This window comes from Agromyces italicus DSM 16388 (genome assembly GCF_000421545.1).
Lineage (GTDB): Bacteria > Actinomycetota > Actinomycetes > Actinomycetales > Microbacteriaceae > Agromyces > Agromyces italicus.
Map to the genome: position 1 here is coordinate 16,668 of NZ_ATXF01000010.1, position 18,627 is coordinate 35,294.

Consider the following 18,627-nt stretch of genomic DNA (forward strand, 5'->3'; position numbering starts at 1 on the left):
TGCGCACGGCGTCGCCGGCCCCCTGTCCCGTCCCGGGCAGGGGGCCGGCTGGCGTCGGCGGCCGAGTACCCTCGGATGCATGGCCAGTGCGACGGATGCTGCTGCGGGCGCACCGGACGCACCGCTGCTCCGCGTGCACCTGCTGGGCGGCTTCCGAGTCACCCGTGACGGAGGTGTGCAGCCGCCCGAGCAGTGGACCCGGCCGAGTGCGCGCACCATCGTGAAGCTGCTGGCGGTCGCCCCCGAGCACCGGTTGCACCGTGAAGAGCTCATCGCGGCGTGCTGGCCCGACACCGATCCCGAGGCGGCCTCGCGGAGCCTCGCGGTGGCACTCCACGCGGCGCGTCGGGCGCTCGAACCCGAGCTGGCCGCGCGGCGGCCGTCGAGCTATCTCACGTCCGACGGCGCCCTGCTTCGGCTCGACCCCGGCACCGTCCGGGTCGACGCCGACGAGGCCGAACGGCTCGCGACCGCGGCGCTCGAGTCGGGCGACGTCGCCGAGCTCAGTGAGGCCGCCCGGTGGCTCGCGGGCGATCTCCTGCCCGAAGACCGGTACGCGGCATGGGCGACCACTCGCCGCGATCGACTCGATGACACGCGCCTGCGCGTGCGCCTGCACCTCGCCGACGCCCTCGTGGGCGCCGACCGCGCCGACGACGCGATCGCCGCAGCCCGCGAGGTGCTCGTGTCGCACCGTGCGGAGGAACGCGCCCACCGCACCATCATGCGCGCGTACCTGGACCTGGGTCTGCGGCGACAGGCGATCCATCAGTACCACGCGTGCCGCGAGTCGCTCGACGCCGAGCTCGGCGTCCGGCCGGGCCCGCAGACGGAGCAGTTGCATCTGGAGGCCCTCGACGCCGACGCCGACGCCGCCCGACCGGTCGACGCCGCCGTCCTGCCCCCGGCCCTGCGTACGGCGCTCGTCGCCCCGCTCCGAGGCCGCGCCGAGGAGATCGAGCGCCTGAGCGCCCCTGATGCCGCCACCGTGCTCCTCGTCGCCGGAGAGGCCGGCATCGGGAAGACGCGTGTGGTCGCCGAAGCCGCTCGCCGCGCATTCGACGACGACACGATCGTGCTCTGGGGCGCCGGTCACGACACCGAGGGGCAGGCGCCGTACGGGGCGTTCGTCGAAGCGCTCGACGGCTGGCTCTCGAGCCGCTCCGCGTCGGAGAGGGCGAGGGTCGGGGGCGAGTACCCGGAACTCGCGGGCCTGCTCCCGAGCCTCGGCAGCACACTGCCCGAACCGCAGCGCAGCCCCGACGACGAACGTCGCCGGCTGTTCCAGGCGGTGGCCGCGATGCTCGAGGATCTCGCCGGATCGGCCCCGGTGCTGCTCGTCCTGGACGACCTGCATGCCACAGATCTCGGAACGCTCCAGTTGATGAGCAGCCTCGCCCGGCGGCGCGCGACCTCACCTTCTCCGTGGCGTGCGATCGCCACGTTGCGCGATGACGAGTTCGCCTCGGACGACCCTCGGCGAACGGTGCTCGACGCGCTCGAGCGCGACGGGCTCGCGACAACCCTGACGTTGCCGAGACTCGACCGGGCGTCCTGCCTTGCGCTCGCGACCGACATCGCCGGTCCCGGTGCCTCGGAGCGGGTATGGGAGCTGTCCCTCGGACACCCGTTGTTCGCGGTCGAGCTGGCTCGGGAAGCCGATGCGTCCCCCGGCGGCCGGCAACAGACCTCGACCGGAATACGGCAGCTCGTCGCCGCACGCCTCGCGCGGCTGCCCGCGGCCGCGCGCCGCGTCGCCGAGGTCGTGGCCACCGCGGGCGGCGAGGCCGCGATCGCCGAGGTGGTCGATGTCGCCATGACGGTCCTGCACCCGCCGCTGTCGACGGGCGAGACTGCCGAGGCGGTCGACGCGGCCCTCCGCTCCGCCGTACTCTTCGAGCGTGACGTGATCATCGACGGCCGACCCGTCCCCGGGCTCGTGTTCCAGCACCCGCTCGTACGCCTGACCACGTACGACGAGCTCTCCGGCGTTCGTCGTCAGCTGCTGCACAGCGCCTACGCCGACGTGGTGCTGCGTCGTCGACCGCACGCCGTCGATGCGCTCGCGACGCACCTCGTCCGCGCCGACGACCCTCGAGCGACGACCTATCTCCGCCGCGCGGCCGAGCGCGCGGCGAGCCTGAGCGCCAACGACACCGCCGACCTCTACTACACCGAACTCATCAGCCGACTCGACGCAGTGAGCGCCGAAGCAGCGTGGGTCCGCCTCGACCGGAGCATCGTCCTGCAGCGCACCGGACGTTTCCAGGAGGCTCGCGCCGTCCTCGAAGAGGCGCTCGGCGAGCTGCGACGACGCAGCGATCACGACGGCGTGATCCTCGCCATCGCCCGCATCGCGGAGGTCGTCATCAGCACCGCCGCCCCGCAGGAGGCGTTGTCGGTTCTCGATGCCGATCCGGTCGTGAACGACACCGGTGCGCTCGCCGCGACGGCCCACTACCTCGCACACACCAGGGCGCTGCTGGTGACCGGGCGGTACGCCGATGCGGTCGAGTACGCGCGTCGGGCCCTTGAGGTCGCGCAACGAACGGCGGAGCCGGCCCGTCGCGGACTGTTCGCCCGTGCGCTGCAATACCAAGCGGTCTCACTCGCGCTGGACGGGCGCATCGCCGAAGCGGGTCCGGTCGCAGATGAGGCGCTCCCGCATGCCGAAGCGTACGGCGATCCGCAGATCCTCGCGTCGGTGCTGTCGGTCCAGCGCGAGCAGGCCCGCAGATCGGGTCGCCTGTCCGAGGCGTTCGCGACCGGACGTCGTGCGCTCGAACTGGCCGCACGGTCGGGCGAGCGGCTGTCGTTGGCCTTCGAGCAGGCGAACCTCGCCGAACTCCATCTGCTCGTCGATGAGATCGATGAGGCCGAAGCGCTCGCGAATGAGGCGGTCGCGGCCACCGCCGACGAGGCGGGCCTGTCGACGCCGTACGCGCTGCTCGCGCTCGCCCGGGTGCGCATGCGGCGCCACGAGGATCCGCTCGCCCTGCTCAGCCGGGCCCAGCGCGCGGCCGAGGAGTCATCGGATCGACAGGCCCTCGACGAAGTCGGCCAGGCCCATGCCGAGTGGCTCGTCGACATCGGCGCGCACGACGAGGCCCTGCGCATCCTGACGGCGCTGCCGCGCAGCTCGGCGACGACGACGGCACGAGCGCATCTGGGCCTCGGCGATGCCGTCACCGCCGAGCGGATCGCTGGAGCCGAGGTCGCGCGTGCGGAGTCAGGGGGCGAACGCCTCACCGAGGTCGACGCGCGGATCGTCCATGCCGCGGCACTCCGTGCGCTGGGCGATGCCCGCGGTGCCGGCGACGAGTTCATCGCCGCCGAGGAACTCGCGACCAGGCTCCCCTACCCGGCCGGTCTCGACCGACTCGCGCGCGTGCGCGGCACCCGCGCCGCGCACGCGCGCCCGCTCGACGGGCCTCGATGAAGCGCCCGCCGAAGGGGATGGCGGAACGAGACTCGTCGCCGGGCGCCGCGCACCGGGGCTCAGAACACCGGCACCCCGCCCCGCACGAGCTTCCAGTTCTCGACGTGGAATGACGCCGGGTCGATCGTGCCCGCCGCCGAGGCGTACGCCACGATCGCCTCCCGGATCGCGACCTGCGCGTTGTACACGACCGGCGCCGCGGCGATGTGCGGAAACCCGCCGCCGCCCGACTGCCGGTAGTTGTTGACCGCCACGAGGAACCGCTGCTCGTCGGCGACCGGCGCACCCTCGTACGTGAGCGGCGAGATGCGCCGGCCGATCGGCTGCGAGATGTCGATCGTGTACTCGACGCCCGAGATCTGGTCGTAGTTGTAATCGGGAATCGGGCGCGAGGTCGGCTCCGGCCACGGGTTGTTCGTCCAGTCGGCGGGAACGACCGGCGCATCGGGGGCGACCTGCGTGAAGTACTTGGCCGAGTACTCCAGGTACTCCCTGATCTGGGCGCCCGTCAGCACCGACGCCATCAGCGTGTTGTCGTAGATGTAGAGCCCGGCGACGTCCTTGATCGTCACGGCCCCCGCGGGAAAGCTCGCTGAGCGGTTGAACGGCGCGGCGATCGAGACGATCGGCAGGGATGCCTCGGGAGTGCCCGCGACGGCGGCGGCGACCGTCGCGATCTGCACCTCGTTGACGTAGTCGAGGATCGCCGTGTCCTTCCAGCAGGCTTCGGCCGCCGACATCGCCTCGATCGAGTTCGCGACCGGCGAGTTCATGTATCGCACGACGGCGTCGTGCTGATCGCGCACGAGCGCGACGAACGCCGGGTCGTCGACCACGGTGTTGGTGTCGACCGTCATCGCGTGATGCTCGGCGACGTGCCAGCTGCCGCGTGCGAACTCGAGACGCAGGTCGAACACGCTCACCCGCTGGCCCCAGTTCTTCGGTTCGCTCATGATGACCTCGGCACCCGTCGCGAGGTTCTCGACGAGCCGCTCGGGGACCTCCAGGTGCGCGTGACCGAACAGGATCGCGTCGATGCCCGGCACCTGCTCGGCGACGAGTGCCGCCGCGTTCTCGATCGGGAGGTCGCCGCTGTACGACGACTCGCCGTTGTCTCCTGAGTGGGCGCTCACGACGACGATGTCGGCACCCTCGGAGCGCATCACCGGCACCCAGCGCGCCGCGGCCTCGACGAGCCCCTGCACCTCGACGGCGCCCTCGACGTTCGCCTTGTCCCAGATGACCACCCCCGGGTTCGTGAGCCCGAGCACCCCGACCCGGATCGGCGGGCGCCCCTTCACCTTCAAGGTCGTGATCGTGTACGGGCGGAACCGCGGCACCTTCGTGCCCGCGTGCACGGCGTTCGCCGCGAGCACCGGTGCGTCCATCTGGGCGATCCAATTGTCGAGAAACTCGAGGCCGTAGTTGAACTCGTGGTTGCCGAGCGCGACGGCGTCGTACCCGAGGGCGTTCATCTGCGCGGCCATCGGGTGGGTGGCGCCCGTCTCGGTCACCGGCTCGACCGTCGCGTAGTAGTAGCCGAGCGGGGTGCCCTGGATCGTGTCGCCCGCGTCGAAGAGCAGGGTGCGGTCGACGCCGCGGTCGGCCCGGATCTGCTTCACGATGCTCGCGACGCGCGCGAGACCGACGGCGTTGCCGGCGCTGTCGCTGTAGCTCGCGTCCTTGTAGTAGTCCCAGTTGACGACGTTGGTGTGCAGGTCGGAGGTGCCCATGATCGTGATCGTCACCGACTTGTCGTTCGGTGCGGCCTGGGCCGGGCCCGACCAGCCGACCGCGGCGAGGGCACTCGCAGCGGTCGCACCGATCAGGACGTTGCGCCGCGAGAAGCCGCTGCGCGGCTCGACCTCGTCGTCGGGCACGGCGCACGAGCACCAGCGGGGAACGGGTTCGGAGTGACGGTGTGAGAGTTCGCTCATGACACCAAATGCGACCACATCGGGTGCCACCACGACAAGGGCTCGGTGCTGAATTCTCCGTGCTCATTCGCGCACGGAGCGATGGGCCGACCGGTACTCCCGGATTCCGCGAGCGAATGCGAGGAGATCTGCAATCCAGAGGACGAGCTGAGGGCCCGACCTCCTCGAAATCGCAGATCTCCTCGGTGACGCGGCGTCTCTACGCGTGACGCGAGCTCAGCGAGCGACCTCACCGTCGACGTAGTCGTCGTCGTCCGACGAGTTCCACGCGAAGAGCTTGCGGAGGTCGCGCCCCGTCGACTCGATCGGGTGCTGCTCGCCCTTGGCACGGAGCTCGAGGAACTCCTTCTGCCCGTTGTCCTGGTCGGCGATGAAACGCTTCGCGAAGGCACCGTCCTGGATGTCGGCGAGCACCGCCTTCATGTTCTCCTTGACCGACGGGTCGATGACGCGGGGGCCCGACACGTAGTCGCCGTACTCCGCCGTGTCGGAGACCGACCAGCGCTGCTTGGCGATGCCGCCCTCCCACATGAGGTCGACGATGAGCTTCAGCTCGTGGAGCACCTCGAAGTAGGCGATCTCGGGCTGGTAGCCGGCCTCCACGAGGGTCTCGAAGCCGTACTGCACGAGCTGGGAGGTACCGCCGCAGAGCACGGCCTGCTCGCCGAACAGGTCGGTCTCGGTCTCTTCGGTGAAGGTCGTCTTGATGACGCCGGCACGGGTGCCGCCGATGCCCTTGGCGTACGACTTCGCAAGCTCCCAGGCGGTGCCGGTCGCGTCCTGCTCGACGGCGATGATGTCGGGGATGCCTCGGCCGGCGACGAACTCGCGACGCACCGTGTGGCCCGGCGCCTTCGGCGCGACGAGGATCACGTCGACGCCCGCGGGCGCCTCGATGTAGCCGAAGCGGATGTTGAAGCCGTGGCCGAAGACGAGCGCGTTGCCCTCGACGAGGTTGTCGCGCACCGACTCGGCGTAGATGTGACGCTGGTACTGGTCGGGCGCGAGGATCACGACGACGTCGGCCCACGCGGCCGCGTCGGCGACGTTCTTGACCTCGAAGCCGGCTTCTTCGGCCTTCTGGATCGACTTCGAGCCCTCCTTGAGGCCGACGACGACCTCGACGCCCGAGTCGCGCAGGTTCTGCGCGTGGGCGTGGCCCTGCGAGCCGTAACCGATGACGGCGACCTTCTTGCCCTGGATGATCGAGAGGTCGGCGTCCTGGTCGTAGTACATCTCAGCCATTGCTGTTTCTCCTTGGTGTGGGTTGCGTGAGGGATGCTCCGGCGCGCGCCGCGGCATCCGTTTCAGTTCTTGAAGACGCGCTCGGTGATCGACTTGCCGCCGCGACCGATCGCGAGAAGGCCCGACTGGGCGATCTCCTTGATGCCGTACGGCTCGAGCACCTTGAGGAAGGCGGTCGTCTTGCCCGAGTCGCCCGTGACCTCGATCACGAGCGCGTCGGTCGCGACGTCGACGACGCGGGCACGGAAGAGGTTCACTGCCTCGAGCACCTGCGAACGGGTGGTGTTGTCGACGCGCACCTTGATGAGCAGATGCTCGCGCTGCACCGACTGCGCGGGATCGAGTTCGACGATCTTGATGACGTTGATGAGCTTGTTGAGCTGCTTCGTCACCTGCTCGAGCGGCAGTTCATCGACGTCGACGACGACCGTGATGCGGCTGAGGCCGTCGATCTCGGAGTGGCCGACGGCGAGCGACTCGATGTTGAATCCGCGGCGTGCGAAGAGGCCCGCGACGCGGGTCAGGAGGCCGGGCTTGTCCTCGACGAGGAGTGAGAGCACGTGGGTCGACATGGTCAGTCCTCCTCGCTGAAGGCCGGCGCGTGATCGCGGGCGTACTGGATGTAGCTGTTCGACACTCCCTGCGGCACCATCGGCCACACCATCGCGTCGGCCGAGACGACGAAATCGATGACGACCGGGCGGTCGTTCGTCTCGAGCGCGAGCTTGATCGCCGCGTCGACCTCTTCTTTCTTCGTGACGCGGATGCCGAGGGCGCCGTACGCCTCGGCCAGCGTCACGAAGTCGGGGATGCGCACCGAATCGTGGCCGGTGTTGAGGTCGGTGTTCGAGTACCGGCCGTCGTAGAACAGGGTCTGCCACTGGCGCACCATGCCGAGGGAGGAGTTGTTGATGACGGCGACCTTGATCGGGATGTCGTTCAGCGTGCAGGTCGCGAGCTCCTGATTGGTCATCTGGAAGCAGCCGTCGCCGTCGATCGCCCAGACCACGCGGTCGGGCTCGGCGACCTTCGCGCCCATGGCCGCGGGGACCGCATAGCCCATGGTGCCCGCACCGCCCGAGTTCAGCCACGAGTTCGGGCGCTCGTACTTGATGAACTGCGCCGCCCACATCTGGTGCTGGCCGACACCCGCGGCGTAGACGCCCTCGGGACCGGTCAGCCGGCCGATGCGCTCGATCACGTACTGCGGTGCGAGCAGGCCGTCGCGCGGCTCGGTGAAGCCGAGCGGGAACTCGCTGCGCAGGCCGTCGAGCGTCGCCCACCATTCGTCGAGCTCGGGGGCCGCGCCGCCGGTGGCCTCGCGGTAGGCGGCGGTGAGGTCGACGAGCACGTCTTTCAGGTCGCCCACGATCGGCACGTCGGCCGTGCGGATCTTGGAGATCTCGGCCGGGTCGATGTCGACGTGCACGACCTTGGCGTTCGGGGCGAACAGCGCCGCCTTGCCGGTCACCCGGTCGTCGAAGCGGGCGCCGAGCGCGACGATCAGGTCGGACTCCTGAAGCGCGAGCACCGCAGGCACCGTGCCGTGCATGCCGGGCATGCCGAGGTGCTGCGGGTGCGAGTCGGGGAACGCGCCGCGAGCCATGAGCGTCGTCACGACCGGGGCCTTCGTCGTCTCGGCGAGCGTGAGCAGTTCGTCGGAGGCCCGGGCACGGATCACGCCGCCGCCGACGTACAGCACCGGGCGCTTCGCCTCGGCGATCAGCTGGGCCGCGGCCGCGACCTGCTTGCCGTGCGCCTTCGTGATCGGACGGTAGCCGGGCAGCTCGACCTTCGGCGGCCAGCGGAACGAGAACTTCGCCTGCTGGGCGTCCTTCGTGATGTCCACGAGCACGGGGCCGGGGCGGCCGGTCGTCGCGATGTGCACTGCGGCCGCGATCGTCGCCGGGATGTCCTCGGCCTTCTTCACGAGGAACGAGTGCTTCGTGATCGGCATGGTGATGCCGACGATGTCGGCCTCCTGGAAGGCGTCGGTGCCCATGAGCGTCGAGAACACCTGGCCGGTGATCGCGAGCAGCGGCACGGAGTCCATGTGCGCGTCGGCGATGGCGGTGACGAGGTTCGTCGCGCCGGGGCCCGAGGTGGCGATGGTGACGCCGAGCTTGCCGCTCGACGCGGCGTAGCCCTGGGCCGCATGGCCGCCGCCCTGTTCGTGGCGCACGAGGATGTGACGCAGCTTCTTGCTCTCGAAGAGCGGGTCGTAGACGGGGAGGATGGCGCCGCCCGGGAGTCCGAACACGTCGGTGATGCCGAGCATCTCGAGCGAACGGACGACCGCCTCGGCGCCCGTCATCTCGACGGGTGCGCCTGACGGCACTGCAGCGGGCGACGGCACGGGGGTCGATTCCGTGGTCATTCGATTCCTGTTCTGGTGGGCGATGGGTGCGGGAAGCGCAGCGCTCAGCCCGTCGTGGCGCCTTCGGCGGCGGAACGCACGAGCTTGGAGTACTTCGCGAGAACGCCTCGGGTGTAGCGCGGGGGAAGCGGAGCCCAGCCTTCACGGCGGGCGGCCAGCTCGGCCTCGTCGACAAGTAGGTCGATGGACCGGGCTGCGATATCGACCCGAATAAGATCACCATCGCGCACGAGAGCAATAGGACCTGCGTCTACTGCTTCGGGTGCCAGATGGCCGATGCACAGGCCGGTTGTGCCGCCTGAGAATCGACCGTCCGTCAAGAGTAGTACATCTTTTCCGAGGCCGGCGCCCTTGATGGCCGCGGTGATGGCGAGCATCTCGCGCATGCCCGGGCCGCCCTTGGGGCCTTCGTAGCGGATCACGACGACGTCGCCGTGCTTGATCTCGCCGTTCGTCAGCGCGTCCATCGCGCCGCGCTCGCGCTCGAAGACGCGCGCCGGGCCCTCGAACACGGCCGCGTCGAAGCCCGCCGTCTTCACGACCGCGCCCTCGGGAGCGAGGGTGCCGTGCAGGATCGTGAGCCCTCCGGTCTCGTGGATCGGGTCGTCGAGCGTGTGCAGCACCTCGCCGTCGAGCGGGGGGAGGTTCAGCTCGGCGAGGTTCTCGGCCATGGTCTTGCCGGTGACGGTCAGCACGTCGCCGTGCAGGAGGCCCGCATCGAGCAGCGCCTTCATGAGCACCGGCACGCCGCCGCGACGGTCGACGTCGTTCATGACGTACTTGCCGAACGGCTTGAGGTCGCCGATGTGCGGCACCTTCGAACCGATTCGGTTGAAGTCGTCGAGGGTGAGGTCGACCTCGGCCTCGCGGGCGATCGCGAGCAGGTGCAGCACGATGTTGGTCGAGCCGCCGAGCGCCATGCCCACGGCGATCGCGTTCTCGAAGGCCTTCTTCGTGAGGATCTGCCGCGCGGTGATGCCCTTGTTCAGCAGGTTCACGACGGCCTCGCCCGAGCGGTGCGCGTAGTAGTCGCGACGGCGGTCGGCCGAGGCCGGCGACGCCGAGCCGGGCAGCGAGAGGCCGAGCGCCTCGGCGACGGACGCCATGGTGTTCGCCGTGTACATGCCGCCGCAAGCGCCCTCGCCGGGCGCGAAGGCGCACTCGATGCGCTTGGCGTCCTCCTCCGACATGGTGCCGGCCTTCACCGCGCCGACCGCCTCGAAGGAGTCGATGATCGTGATGTCCTTCTCGGTGCCGTCGGAGAGGCGCACCCAGCCGGGGGCGATCGAACCGGCGTAGAGGAACACGCTCGCCAGGTCGAGTCGGGCGGCCGCCATGAGCATGCCCGGGATGGACTTGTCGCAGCCGGCGAGCAGCACCGAGCCGTCGAGGCGTTCGGCCTGCATGACGACCTCGACCGAGTCGGCGATGACCTCGCGTGAGACGAGCGAGAAGTGCATGCCCTCGTGGCCCATCGAGATGCCGTCGGAGACGGAGACGGTGCCGAACTGGAGCGGGTAGCCGCCGCCGCCGTGCACGCCCTCCTTCGCGGCCTGCGCGAGGCGGCCGAGCGAGAGATTGCACGGCGTGATCTCGTTCCACGAGCTCGCGATGCCGATCTGGGGCTTGTCCCAATCGGCATCGCCCATGCCGACGGCGCGGAGCATGCCCCGGCTCGTCATGGCCTCGATGCCATCGGTGACAGTACGACTACGCGGTTTGGGATCGAACTCCGACATGGATCGAGTCTATGGCCAGCGCGAGGGGCCCCCGCGCGCCGGGTCACGCACATCGGCCAGACGCTCGAGGAGTTCGGCGACATCCTCGGGGCTGCGAACCCGGTGCGCGGCGAGCGACTTGCCCTGGCCGACCTTCACGCCGAGGTCATCGCCCTCGAGCGTGACGAAGGCGTCTTCGTCGGTCACGTCGTCGCCGATGTAGACCACGGCGCTCGCGCCGGCGTGCTGGCGCAGTCGGGTGAGCGCCTCTCCCTTGTCGCTCGAGCGCACCGAGAACTCGACGACCCCCTTGCCGCCGCGCACGGTGAGGTCGGGCAGCTCTCGCTCGACCTGCTCCCGGGCCTCGCGCTGCAGTTCGCTGCCGCGGGCCGCCGGCAGCACCTTGCGGGTGTGCAGTGCGAACCCCGCGGGCTTTCGCTCGACCCAGGCGCTGTCGGCGCGCGCCGCGACCCCTTCGAGGATGGCGTCGAGGCGGCGGAGCTCCCCCAGCTCGCTGTCGCGCAGCTCGATCATGACCTCGCCGCCGTCGAGTTGCAGCTCGACGCCGTGCGAGCCGCTGAGCAGCGCCCCGTGGGGCGGATCGGCGACCTCGCGCAGGCTCCCGAGCGCCCGCCCCGAGACGATCGCGACGCGGGTGTCGTCCGAGGCGGCGAGCCGCTCGACGGCGGCGCGCGCACGACCGGTCGCCCGGGCGTCCTCGGGCCGATCGACGAGCGGTGCGAGCGTACCGTCGAAATCGAGGGCGATCAGCAGCCGTTCGGTTCCGGCGATGCGTTGCAGCGCGGCGGCGAGCGTCTCGGGAATACCCGGTTCGATGATCCCGGCTCCGGTCAGCGTCTTCAGGAAGCTCGCCGACCAGTTCGCCACATCGTTCTCGCGCACCCGCCTGCGCAACGCCCGCATGCGGCGCGAGCGCTCGCGCCTCGGCATCGAAGCCGCCTCGATCATCGCGTCTTTCAGACCCTCGATATCGTGCGGATTCACGAGCACCGCCTGGCGCAGTTCGTCGCTCGCTCCGGTGAACTCGCTGAGCAGCAGCACCCCGTCCTCGTCGAAGCGGCAGGCCACATACTCCTTCGCGACGAGGTTCATGCCGTCGCGGAGGGCCGTGACGAGCATGACGTCGGCGGCGAGATACAGCGCGACCATCTCTTCGCGCGGGTACCCGTGGTGCAGGTAGGCGATCGCCGCATGACCGAGCGTCGAGTGGTCGCCGTTCAAGCGACCCACCATGAGCTCGATCTCGTCGCGCAGCTGCCGATACGTCTCGACGCGCTCGCGCGACGGGCTCGCCACCTGCACGAGCGTCGCCTGCTCGACCGTGAGCCGTCCGTCGCGCAGCAGTTCGCCGAAGGCCTTCAGTCGGTGGCGGATGCCCTTCGTGTAGTCGAGCCGGTCGACGCCGAGCATGATCGTCTCTGGGTTGCCGAGGCTCTCCCGGATCTCGCGAGCGCGAGCCTGCACCTCGGGGCGGCGGGCGATCTCCTCGAAGCCCGCGGCGTCGATCGAGATCGGGAACTGTCGGGCGACGACGTGTCGCACCTGCCCCGTGGCATCCGGCACGTCGATGACGCTGCCCCGGGTCGCGTAGCCGAACAGGCGACGCACCGCGCGCGTGAAATTGCCCGCGTCGGCGGCGCGCTGGAAGCCGATCACGTCGGCGCCGAGCAGCCCGTCGATCACCTGGCGGCGCCATGGCAGCTGCGAGTAGATGCCGTATGCGGGAAAGGGAATGTGATTGAAGAAGCCGATGACGAGGTCGGGTCGGGTCTCGCGGAGCATCCGCGGCACGAGTTGCAGCTGGTAGTCCTGCACCCACACGACGGCGCCGGGCGACGCGGCGCGCGCCGCCGCTTCGGCGAAGCGCCGGTTGACGCGCACGTAGGCGTCCCACCACTCGCGGTGGAACGAGGGCGGCGCGATGACGTCGTGGTAGAGGGGCCAGAGCGTGTCGTTCGAGAAGCCCTCGTAGTACTCCTCGAGCTCCGACTCCGACAGCGGCACCGGGATGATCGAGATGCCGTCGTGCTCGAACGGGTCGAACTCGCGGTCGGCGACGCCGGCCCAGCCGATCCACGCGCCGTCGGCCGCGCGCATGACCGGCTCGAGCGCGGTCACGAGCCCGCCGGGCGAACTCTTCCACTGCGTTTCGCCGTCGGGCCCGGCCTGGTAGTCGACCGGCAGGCGGTTCGAGACCACGATCATGTCGTAGGCGGCATCGACGTACAGGTCGCCGCGTGATCGTTCGGGGGCGTTCATAGAGCGGATGTCCCTCCTCGCGCTGTCCCTCAGGCTAACAGTGCGGTGTCGGCGGTCGGTGCGATGGTCGAGGCATGGAGATCGCCCGCTTGCAACCCGCCGGGCTCGTCGTGAGCCCCGCTTTCAGCCACGTCGCCGTCGTGCCCCCCGGCGCGACGACGATCTACCTCGGCGGCCAGAACGGCGTCGACGAGACGGGTGCCGTCGTCTCCGACGACGTCGCCGTGCAGTCCGTCCGCGCGATCGACAACGCGAGCCTCGCGCTCGAGGCGGCCGGCGCGAGTCTCGCCGATGTCGTGCAATGGACGGTGCTCATCGCCGAGGGCGCCGACCTCGGTGCCGCGTACGGCGCTATCGCGCCGCGACTCGCCCGCCCGGGCTCACCGCCGCTCGTGACGGCCGCCGTCGTGCGCGCGCTCGGGGTGCCCGGCGCGCTCATCGAGGTGAGTGCGATCGCGGCACTGCCCTCGGCCTGAGCCGCCTTCATTCTCGAGCCGTCCCCCCTTCTCCGCGGCTGAGTCGCCGACGCGTTGGGGCTCGCACTGAGGCCCGTTCCTTGGTCTGAACCCCACCCGTTCCGCATTCAGTCGCGCGAATGGGGTTCAGTCGCGTGGACCGCTCGCCGCCCGCGACCGTCAGCCGAGGGCGGTCGCGGCGAATCCGATCGAACGGATGCCTCGACGGCGCCCCACCACGAACGCGGTGCCGACGACCCCGAGGAGGCCGAAGAGCGCGAGCACCCCTGCCGCGCCGGCGATGACGCCGCCGCCCGCCCCCGCGATGATCGACTGCATGCCTTGGACCGCCCAAGTGAGCGGCAGGAAGGGGCTGATCGCCTGGTATGGTCCCGCGAGCACCTCGATCGGCACGAGTCCGCCGGCCGCGGTGAGCTGCAACGCGACGAGCACGAGCGACACGAGCATTCCCGCACGCCCGAGCCAGACCGTCAAGAAGGCGTGCAGCGCGGTGAACACGAGCGCGAGCAGCGCGGCGAACGCGAGCGTCTGCGGCAGCAGGCTCCACGCGACGCCCATCGTGCCGTGCAGCAGCAGCACGACGGCCACGGCTTGCGCGAGTGCGAGCAGGCCGGCGCGGGCGAGCGCCCGCCACACGAGGCCGCCGGTGGAGGCGGTGCTCCGCAGTGCCTCGCGCCCGAACGGGCGGAACACGAGGAACATCGCCATCGCGCCGAGCCAGAGGCCGATCGGCACGAAGAGCATGCCGATCACTCCCCCCGTCGAGGCGATCTCGTTGTCGCGTGTCGCGTCGACCGTGACGGGTTCGGCGACGACGTCGGCGGTCTGCTGGGCGTCGATGTCGCCGAGCTGCTGCGCCTCCTTCGCGCCGGCGGCGAGGCCGTCGGCGAGCTCATCCGCGCCCGAGGCGAGCTTCGTGGCACCGTCGGTCGCGCCGTCGGCGCCGGCCTGCAGTTCGCCGAGGCCGCCGGCGAGTTCGCCGATGCCCGAGGCGAGGCCCGTCGCGCCGTCGCTGAGGCCGGCGGAACCGGCGGACAGCTGCTGCGCACCCGAGGCGAGCCCCGAGGCGCCGTCGCGGATTCCGGTGGAGCCGGCCGAGAGCTGTGCGGCGCCTGCGGAGAGCTGGGAGATGCCCGCCTGCGTCTTGTCGATTCCGGCCTGGGTTCCTGCGGCGAGCTCGGTGCCGGCCTTTTCGAACGCCGTCAGCTTGCCCTGCTGCTCAGTGATCTCGGCGATCGCCTCATCCACGGCCGGCTGGAGCTCGGGGTACTTCTCGGCGAGCGCAGTCAGCTCAGCGATCAGCGGGTCGATGCCCGAGCTGATCTGCCCGATCACCCCGTTGACCCCGGCGACGTACTGGGTCACGCCGCCGGCGAGCTGATCGAGACCGGCGGAATCGCGGTCGAACGTCGCCAGCCCGCCGGCGATCCCGTCGACCCCCTGCGTGTACTGCGTCACGCCCGTCGAGTACGATCCGAGCCCGCTCGCGATGCCGTCGACGCCGTCGGTGTACTGCGCGACCCCGTCGGCGTACGCCGTGGCGCCGCTCGCGGCATCCGATGCCCCCGAGGCAGCCTGCCCGACGCCGTCGGAGAGCTTGCCGAGCCCGCCCGACAGCGTGCCGATGCCGCTCGAGAGCTGCGTCGCCCCGTCGGCGGCCTCGCCGAGCGAGCCGCCCATCTGGGCGAGGTTCGTGTAGAAGCCCTCGAGGTACTGGGCGGTCAGTTCGCGGCCGAACGCGGTCGACATCGCGTCGCCGACCGACTGCGCGACCGAACCGGCCAGGTACCCGTGCGCGTCGTCGGTGCGGATGTCGAGGTTCGCCTGCGTCGGCGACTGGCCCGAGATCGAGGTGACCGACTCCGAGAAGTCGGACGGGATCGTCAGCACGGCGTACGCGTCGCCCGAGGCGAGGAGCTCGGAGGCCTCCTCGTCGTTCGAGATCGTCCAGGCGAAGCCTGCTGCGTCGGCGCCGGTGAGCTCGGCGACGAGCTGGCGACCGGCCAGCACCGGCTGCTCGGTGCCGTCGGGCAGCGTCATCGAGACCATCTCGTCGTTGTTCACGACGACGGCCGGGATCTCGGCGAGGTTGTCGGTTGCGCCGCCGAGCGCGCCCGAGACGAGGCCGGCGACGGCGAGCGGAACGGCGATGACCGCGGCGACGAGCACGCCGAAGCGCGTGCGGCGCTGCGCCGGGGTCGAGCCGAACAGACGGGAGAGTCGGGTGCTCATCGGTGTGCCTCCAGGCTGCGCGAGACGGGTTCGAGGGTGCGGATGCCACGGGCCGCGAGTTCGGGCGAAGCGTCGAGCGGCGACGCGGCCATGCCGAGGCCGACGATCAGGGTCACCGTCGCGGGCACGAGGGCGGAGAGCGCCGACCAGAGCTCGGCGCTCGCGTCGCTCGGTTCGTCGTCGAGGTCGATCACGACGAGCTTCGGCCGTTCGGCGAGCGCGGCCGCGACGGCCACGATCGTGCGGGCCTCGGCGCCGAGCGAGGCGAGCGGGGTGTCGGCGTCGAACCGCGCAGTCGAGGTGCCTCCACGCTCGGATGCGCCCGCCCCCGGGGTCGAGGCCGCGCCGAGCGAGCGAGCCGCCCGCTCCGCCCACTCCCGCACCTGCGAACCCGCGACGCCGAGACGGTACCAGGGCCTCGTCGCGTCGAGTCGTGCGGCGATGAGCTCGCTGACCGTGGTCCCCGTCGGGGCATCCGAGGCGACCTCGGCCATCGCGACGTGGCGCATGACCTGCCCCTGCCCGGTCGGCAGGGGCGTGCCCTGCACGGCGACGCGACCCGAAACCGGGGCGAGCCGGCCGGCGAGGGTCGCCGCGACGACCCTGCGGTCGACGGGCTCGCCGCGCACGACGAGCACGCCGCCCGCGGGCACCTCGACCGAGAGCGGACCGATGGGGCGCTCGACGAGTCCGAACACGGCGTCGTCGACGTTGATCGCGGCGGGGCGGGCGGCGGCCCACTCCTCCTGCTCGAGGTGGGCCCGCAGCCCCTCCCCCTCGATGTCGACGTCGGGCAGGCGCTTCGCGAGCCACGCCGGCAGCCACCAGGCGGCCTTGCCTGCGAGCGCCATGGCAGCGGGAACGAGCGTCATGCGCACGAGGAAGGCATCGAAGGCGACGCCGATCGCGAGCGCGAACGCGATGCCCTTGATCACCCCCGATCCCTCGGGCACGAAGGCGAAGAAGACGAAGAACATGATGAGTGCGGCGGCGGTGACCACACGGGCCGCGTGCTGGAAGCCGTGCACGATCGAGGTCCGCGGCTCCTTCGTCTTCACATACTCCTCGCGCATGCCCGAGACGAGGAACACCTCGTAGTCCATGGCGAGGCCGAAGAGCACCGCCATGAGCAGGATCGGCAGGAAGCTCAGGATCGGCCCCGGCTCGACGTGGAGCAGCTCGGCGAACCATCCCCACTGGAAGATCGCCACGGTGACGCCGATCGCGCCGAACGCCGAGAGCAGGAAGCCGAGGGCCGCCTTGATCGGCACGAACACCGAGCGGAACACCATGAGCAGCAGCACGATCGAGAGCCCGACGACGATGAGCGCGAACGGGATGAGCGCGTCGGCGAGCCGGTTCGAGATGTCGATCGCGACGGCGGTGTAGCCGGTGACGGCGATCGCGGTGCCGAACTCCGCCTCGATGGAGGGGGCGAGTTCGCGGATCTCCTCGACGAGCGCCTTCGTCTCGGGGGTGTCGGGGGCGCTCTCGGGCACGACCTGGATGATGGCGGTGTCGACGGTCTCGTTCGGCAGCCCCTCGCCGACGTAGGCGACGTCGTCGAGCTCGGCGAGTTGCGCCCCGATCGCGTCGAGGTCGTCGAAGATGTCGGTGGTCTGCGTGATGTCGACGGTGACGATGAGCGGTCCGTTGTAGCCGGGGCCGAAGCCGCTCTCGATCATCTCGTACGCCTCGCGCTGGGTGGAGCCCGGCGTGCCCGCGTTGTTCGGCAGGTTGAGGTCGAGGCTCGCCGCGGGGATCGCCGCGGTGCCGAGAAGCCCCACGACGAGCACGACGAAGACGACCGGGGCCTTCAGCACGAGGTCGACCCAGCGCCGGCCCATCGTCGGCTTGCCGCCGTCGTCGGCCGCGTTCGCCCGCCGGTGCGCACGGCTGCCGGGCTTCGGTGCGAGGCGGCGCCCGAAGACGCCGAGGAGGGCGGGGAGCAGCGTGACCGCGCCGACGACGGCGATGAGCACCGCGAAGGCGGCGCCGACGCCCATGACGCTGAGGAAGGGGATGCCGACGACGAGCAGGCCGAGCAGGGCGATGATGACGGTGAGCCCGGCGAACACGACCGCTCCGCCCGCGGTCGCCACCGCCTCGGCGGCGCTCTCCTCCGGATCCTGACCGCGGGCGAGCTGGTTGCGGTGCCGCGAAAGGATGAAGAGGGCGTAGTCGATGCCCACCGCGAGACCGATCATGACCGCGAGCATCGGCGCGGTCGACGAGACCGTGGCGAAGGACGCGACGATGAGGATGCCGCCGGAGGCGGCGCCGACGCCGACGAGGGCGGTGAGCAGCGGCATGCCCGCCGACAGCAGCGAGCCGAAGGTGATGATGAGCACCACGGCGGCGAACAGCACCCCGAACACCTCGGTGACGGTGAGGCCGAAGCTCGTCTCCTGGAAGACGTCGCCGCCGAACGCGACCTCGAGGCCTGCGGCCTCGCCGAGCTCGCCGGTCTCGGTGACGGCGTCGAGCATCTCGGGCGTCACGTCGGTGACCTGCCCGTCGAAGGTGACCTGGATGTAGGCGGTGCGCTCGTCGCCCGAGATCTGGTCGCCCGCATACTCGTCGAAGGGGCCGAGCACGCTCGCGACGCCGTCGAGTTCTTCGAGCTCGGCCTCCATCGCCTCGATGGCCGCGCGGGCGTCGGGCGACTCGACGGTGTCGCCCTCGGGCGCTTCGATCACGGCCTTCGCCGAGGCGCCCGCCGTCTGCGGGAACACGGCGGCGAGCTGGTCGATCGCCGTCTGCGACTCGGTGCCGGGGATGGCGAACGAGTCTTGCAACTGGCCGCCGAGGCCGAGTCCGGCCCCGAGCAGGGCGCCGAGCGCGAGCACCCAGGTGACGATGACGAGCCAGGCGCGGCGGTACGCGAAGCGGCCGATGCGGTGCAGGAGGAGAGCCATGGGCG

Annotated in this window: 10 protein-coding genes; 2 read left to right on the forward strand and 8 right to left on the reverse strand. The window is 70.7% G+C overall.

Annotated features, from left to right (window positions below; genetic code table 11):
• Positions 1-79: 79 nt before the first annotated feature.
• Positions 80-3,439: an ATP-binding protein gene (locus tag H516_RS20450; RefSeq protein ID WP_022890516.1), complete on the forward strand. Its 3,360-nt coding sequence runs from the start codon at positions 80-82 to the stop codon at positions 3,437-3,439.
• 59 nt (positions 3,440-3,498) lie between these two features.
• Here H516_RS20450 and H516_RS0114935 read toward each other — a convergent pair whose 3' ends face one another.
• From H516_RS0114935 to H516_RS21445, 6 genes are all read right to left on the reverse strand, one after another.
• The gene (locus H516_RS0114935; RefSeq protein ID WP_084620730.1) at positions 3,499-5,376 is read right to left on the reverse strand and encodes a bifunctional metallophosphatase/5'-nucleotidase; all 1,878 of its coding nucleotides are present in this window, start codon (positions 5,374-5,376) and stop codon (positions 3,499-3,501) included.
• A gap of 216 nt (positions 5,377-5,592) precedes the next feature.
• Positions 5,593-6,678, reverse strand: coding sequence for a ketol-acid reductoisomerase (gene ilvC / locus H516_RS0114940; RefSeq protein ID WP_084620731.1), 1,086 nt, complete (start codon positions 6,676-6,678; stop codon positions 5,593-5,595).
• A gap of 5 nt (positions 6,679-6,683) precedes the next feature.
• Positions 6,684-7,193: an acetolactate synthase small subunit gene (ilvN, locus tag H516_RS0114945; protein WP_022890519.1), complete on the reverse strand. Its 510-nt coding sequence runs from the start codon at positions 7,191-7,193 to the stop codon at positions 6,684-6,686.
• A 2-nt stretch (positions 7,194-7,195) separates the two neighbouring features.
• Positions 7,196-8,998, reverse strand: a complete 1,803-nt coding sequence (locus tag H516_RS0114950; RefSeq protein ID WP_026378850.1) for an acetolactate synthase large subunit — start codon at positions 8,996-8,998, stop codon at positions 7,196-7,198.
• 44 nt (positions 8,999-9,042) lie between these two features.
• Complete coding sequence (ilvD, locus tag H516_RS0114955; protein WP_022890521.1) at positions 9,043-10,737, reverse strand: dihydroxy-acid dehydratase; 1,695 nt, start codon at positions 10,735-10,737, stop codon at positions 9,043-9,045.
• A gap of 9 nt (positions 10,738-10,746) precedes the next feature.
• Positions 10,747-12,996 carry a bifunctional alpha,alpha-trehalose-phosphate synthase (UDP-forming)/trehalose-phosphatase gene (locus H516_RS21445; protein ID WP_022890522.1) on the reverse strand — a complete coding sequence of 750 codons (2,250 nt, stop codon included), beginning with the start codon at positions 12,994-12,996 and terminating at the stop codon, positions 10,747-10,749.
• Positions 12,997-13,070: 74 nt separating this feature from the next.
• Here H516_RS21445 and H516_RS0114965 point away from each other — a divergent pair, with 74 nt between their 5' ends.
• Positions 13,071-13,472 (forward strand): RidA family protein, encoded by a 402-nt coding sequence (locus H516_RS0114965; RefSeq protein ID WP_022890523.1) that lies wholly within the window; start codon positions 13,071-13,073, stop codon positions 13,470-13,472.
• A 159-nt stretch (positions 13,473-13,631) separates the two neighbouring features.
• On the opposite strand, the gene H516_RS0114970 is transcribed toward H516_RS0114965, so the two are convergent.
• On the reverse strand, positions 13,632-15,704 hold the full coding sequence (locus H516_RS0114970; protein ID WP_022890524.1) for a YhgE/Pip domain-containing protein: 2,073 nt from the start codon (positions 15,702-15,704) through the stop codon (positions 13,632-13,634).
• Positions 15,701-18,622 carry an MMPL family transporter gene (locus H516_RS20460; protein WP_022890525.1) on the reverse strand — a complete coding sequence of 974 codons (2,922 nt, stop codon included), beginning with the start codon at positions 18,620-18,622 and terminating at the stop codon, positions 15,701-15,703. The genes H516_RS0114970 and H516_RS20460 overlap by 4 nt, the downstream gene beginning before the upstream one ends.
• Between the last annotated feature and the right edge of the window lie 5 nt (positions 18,623-18,627).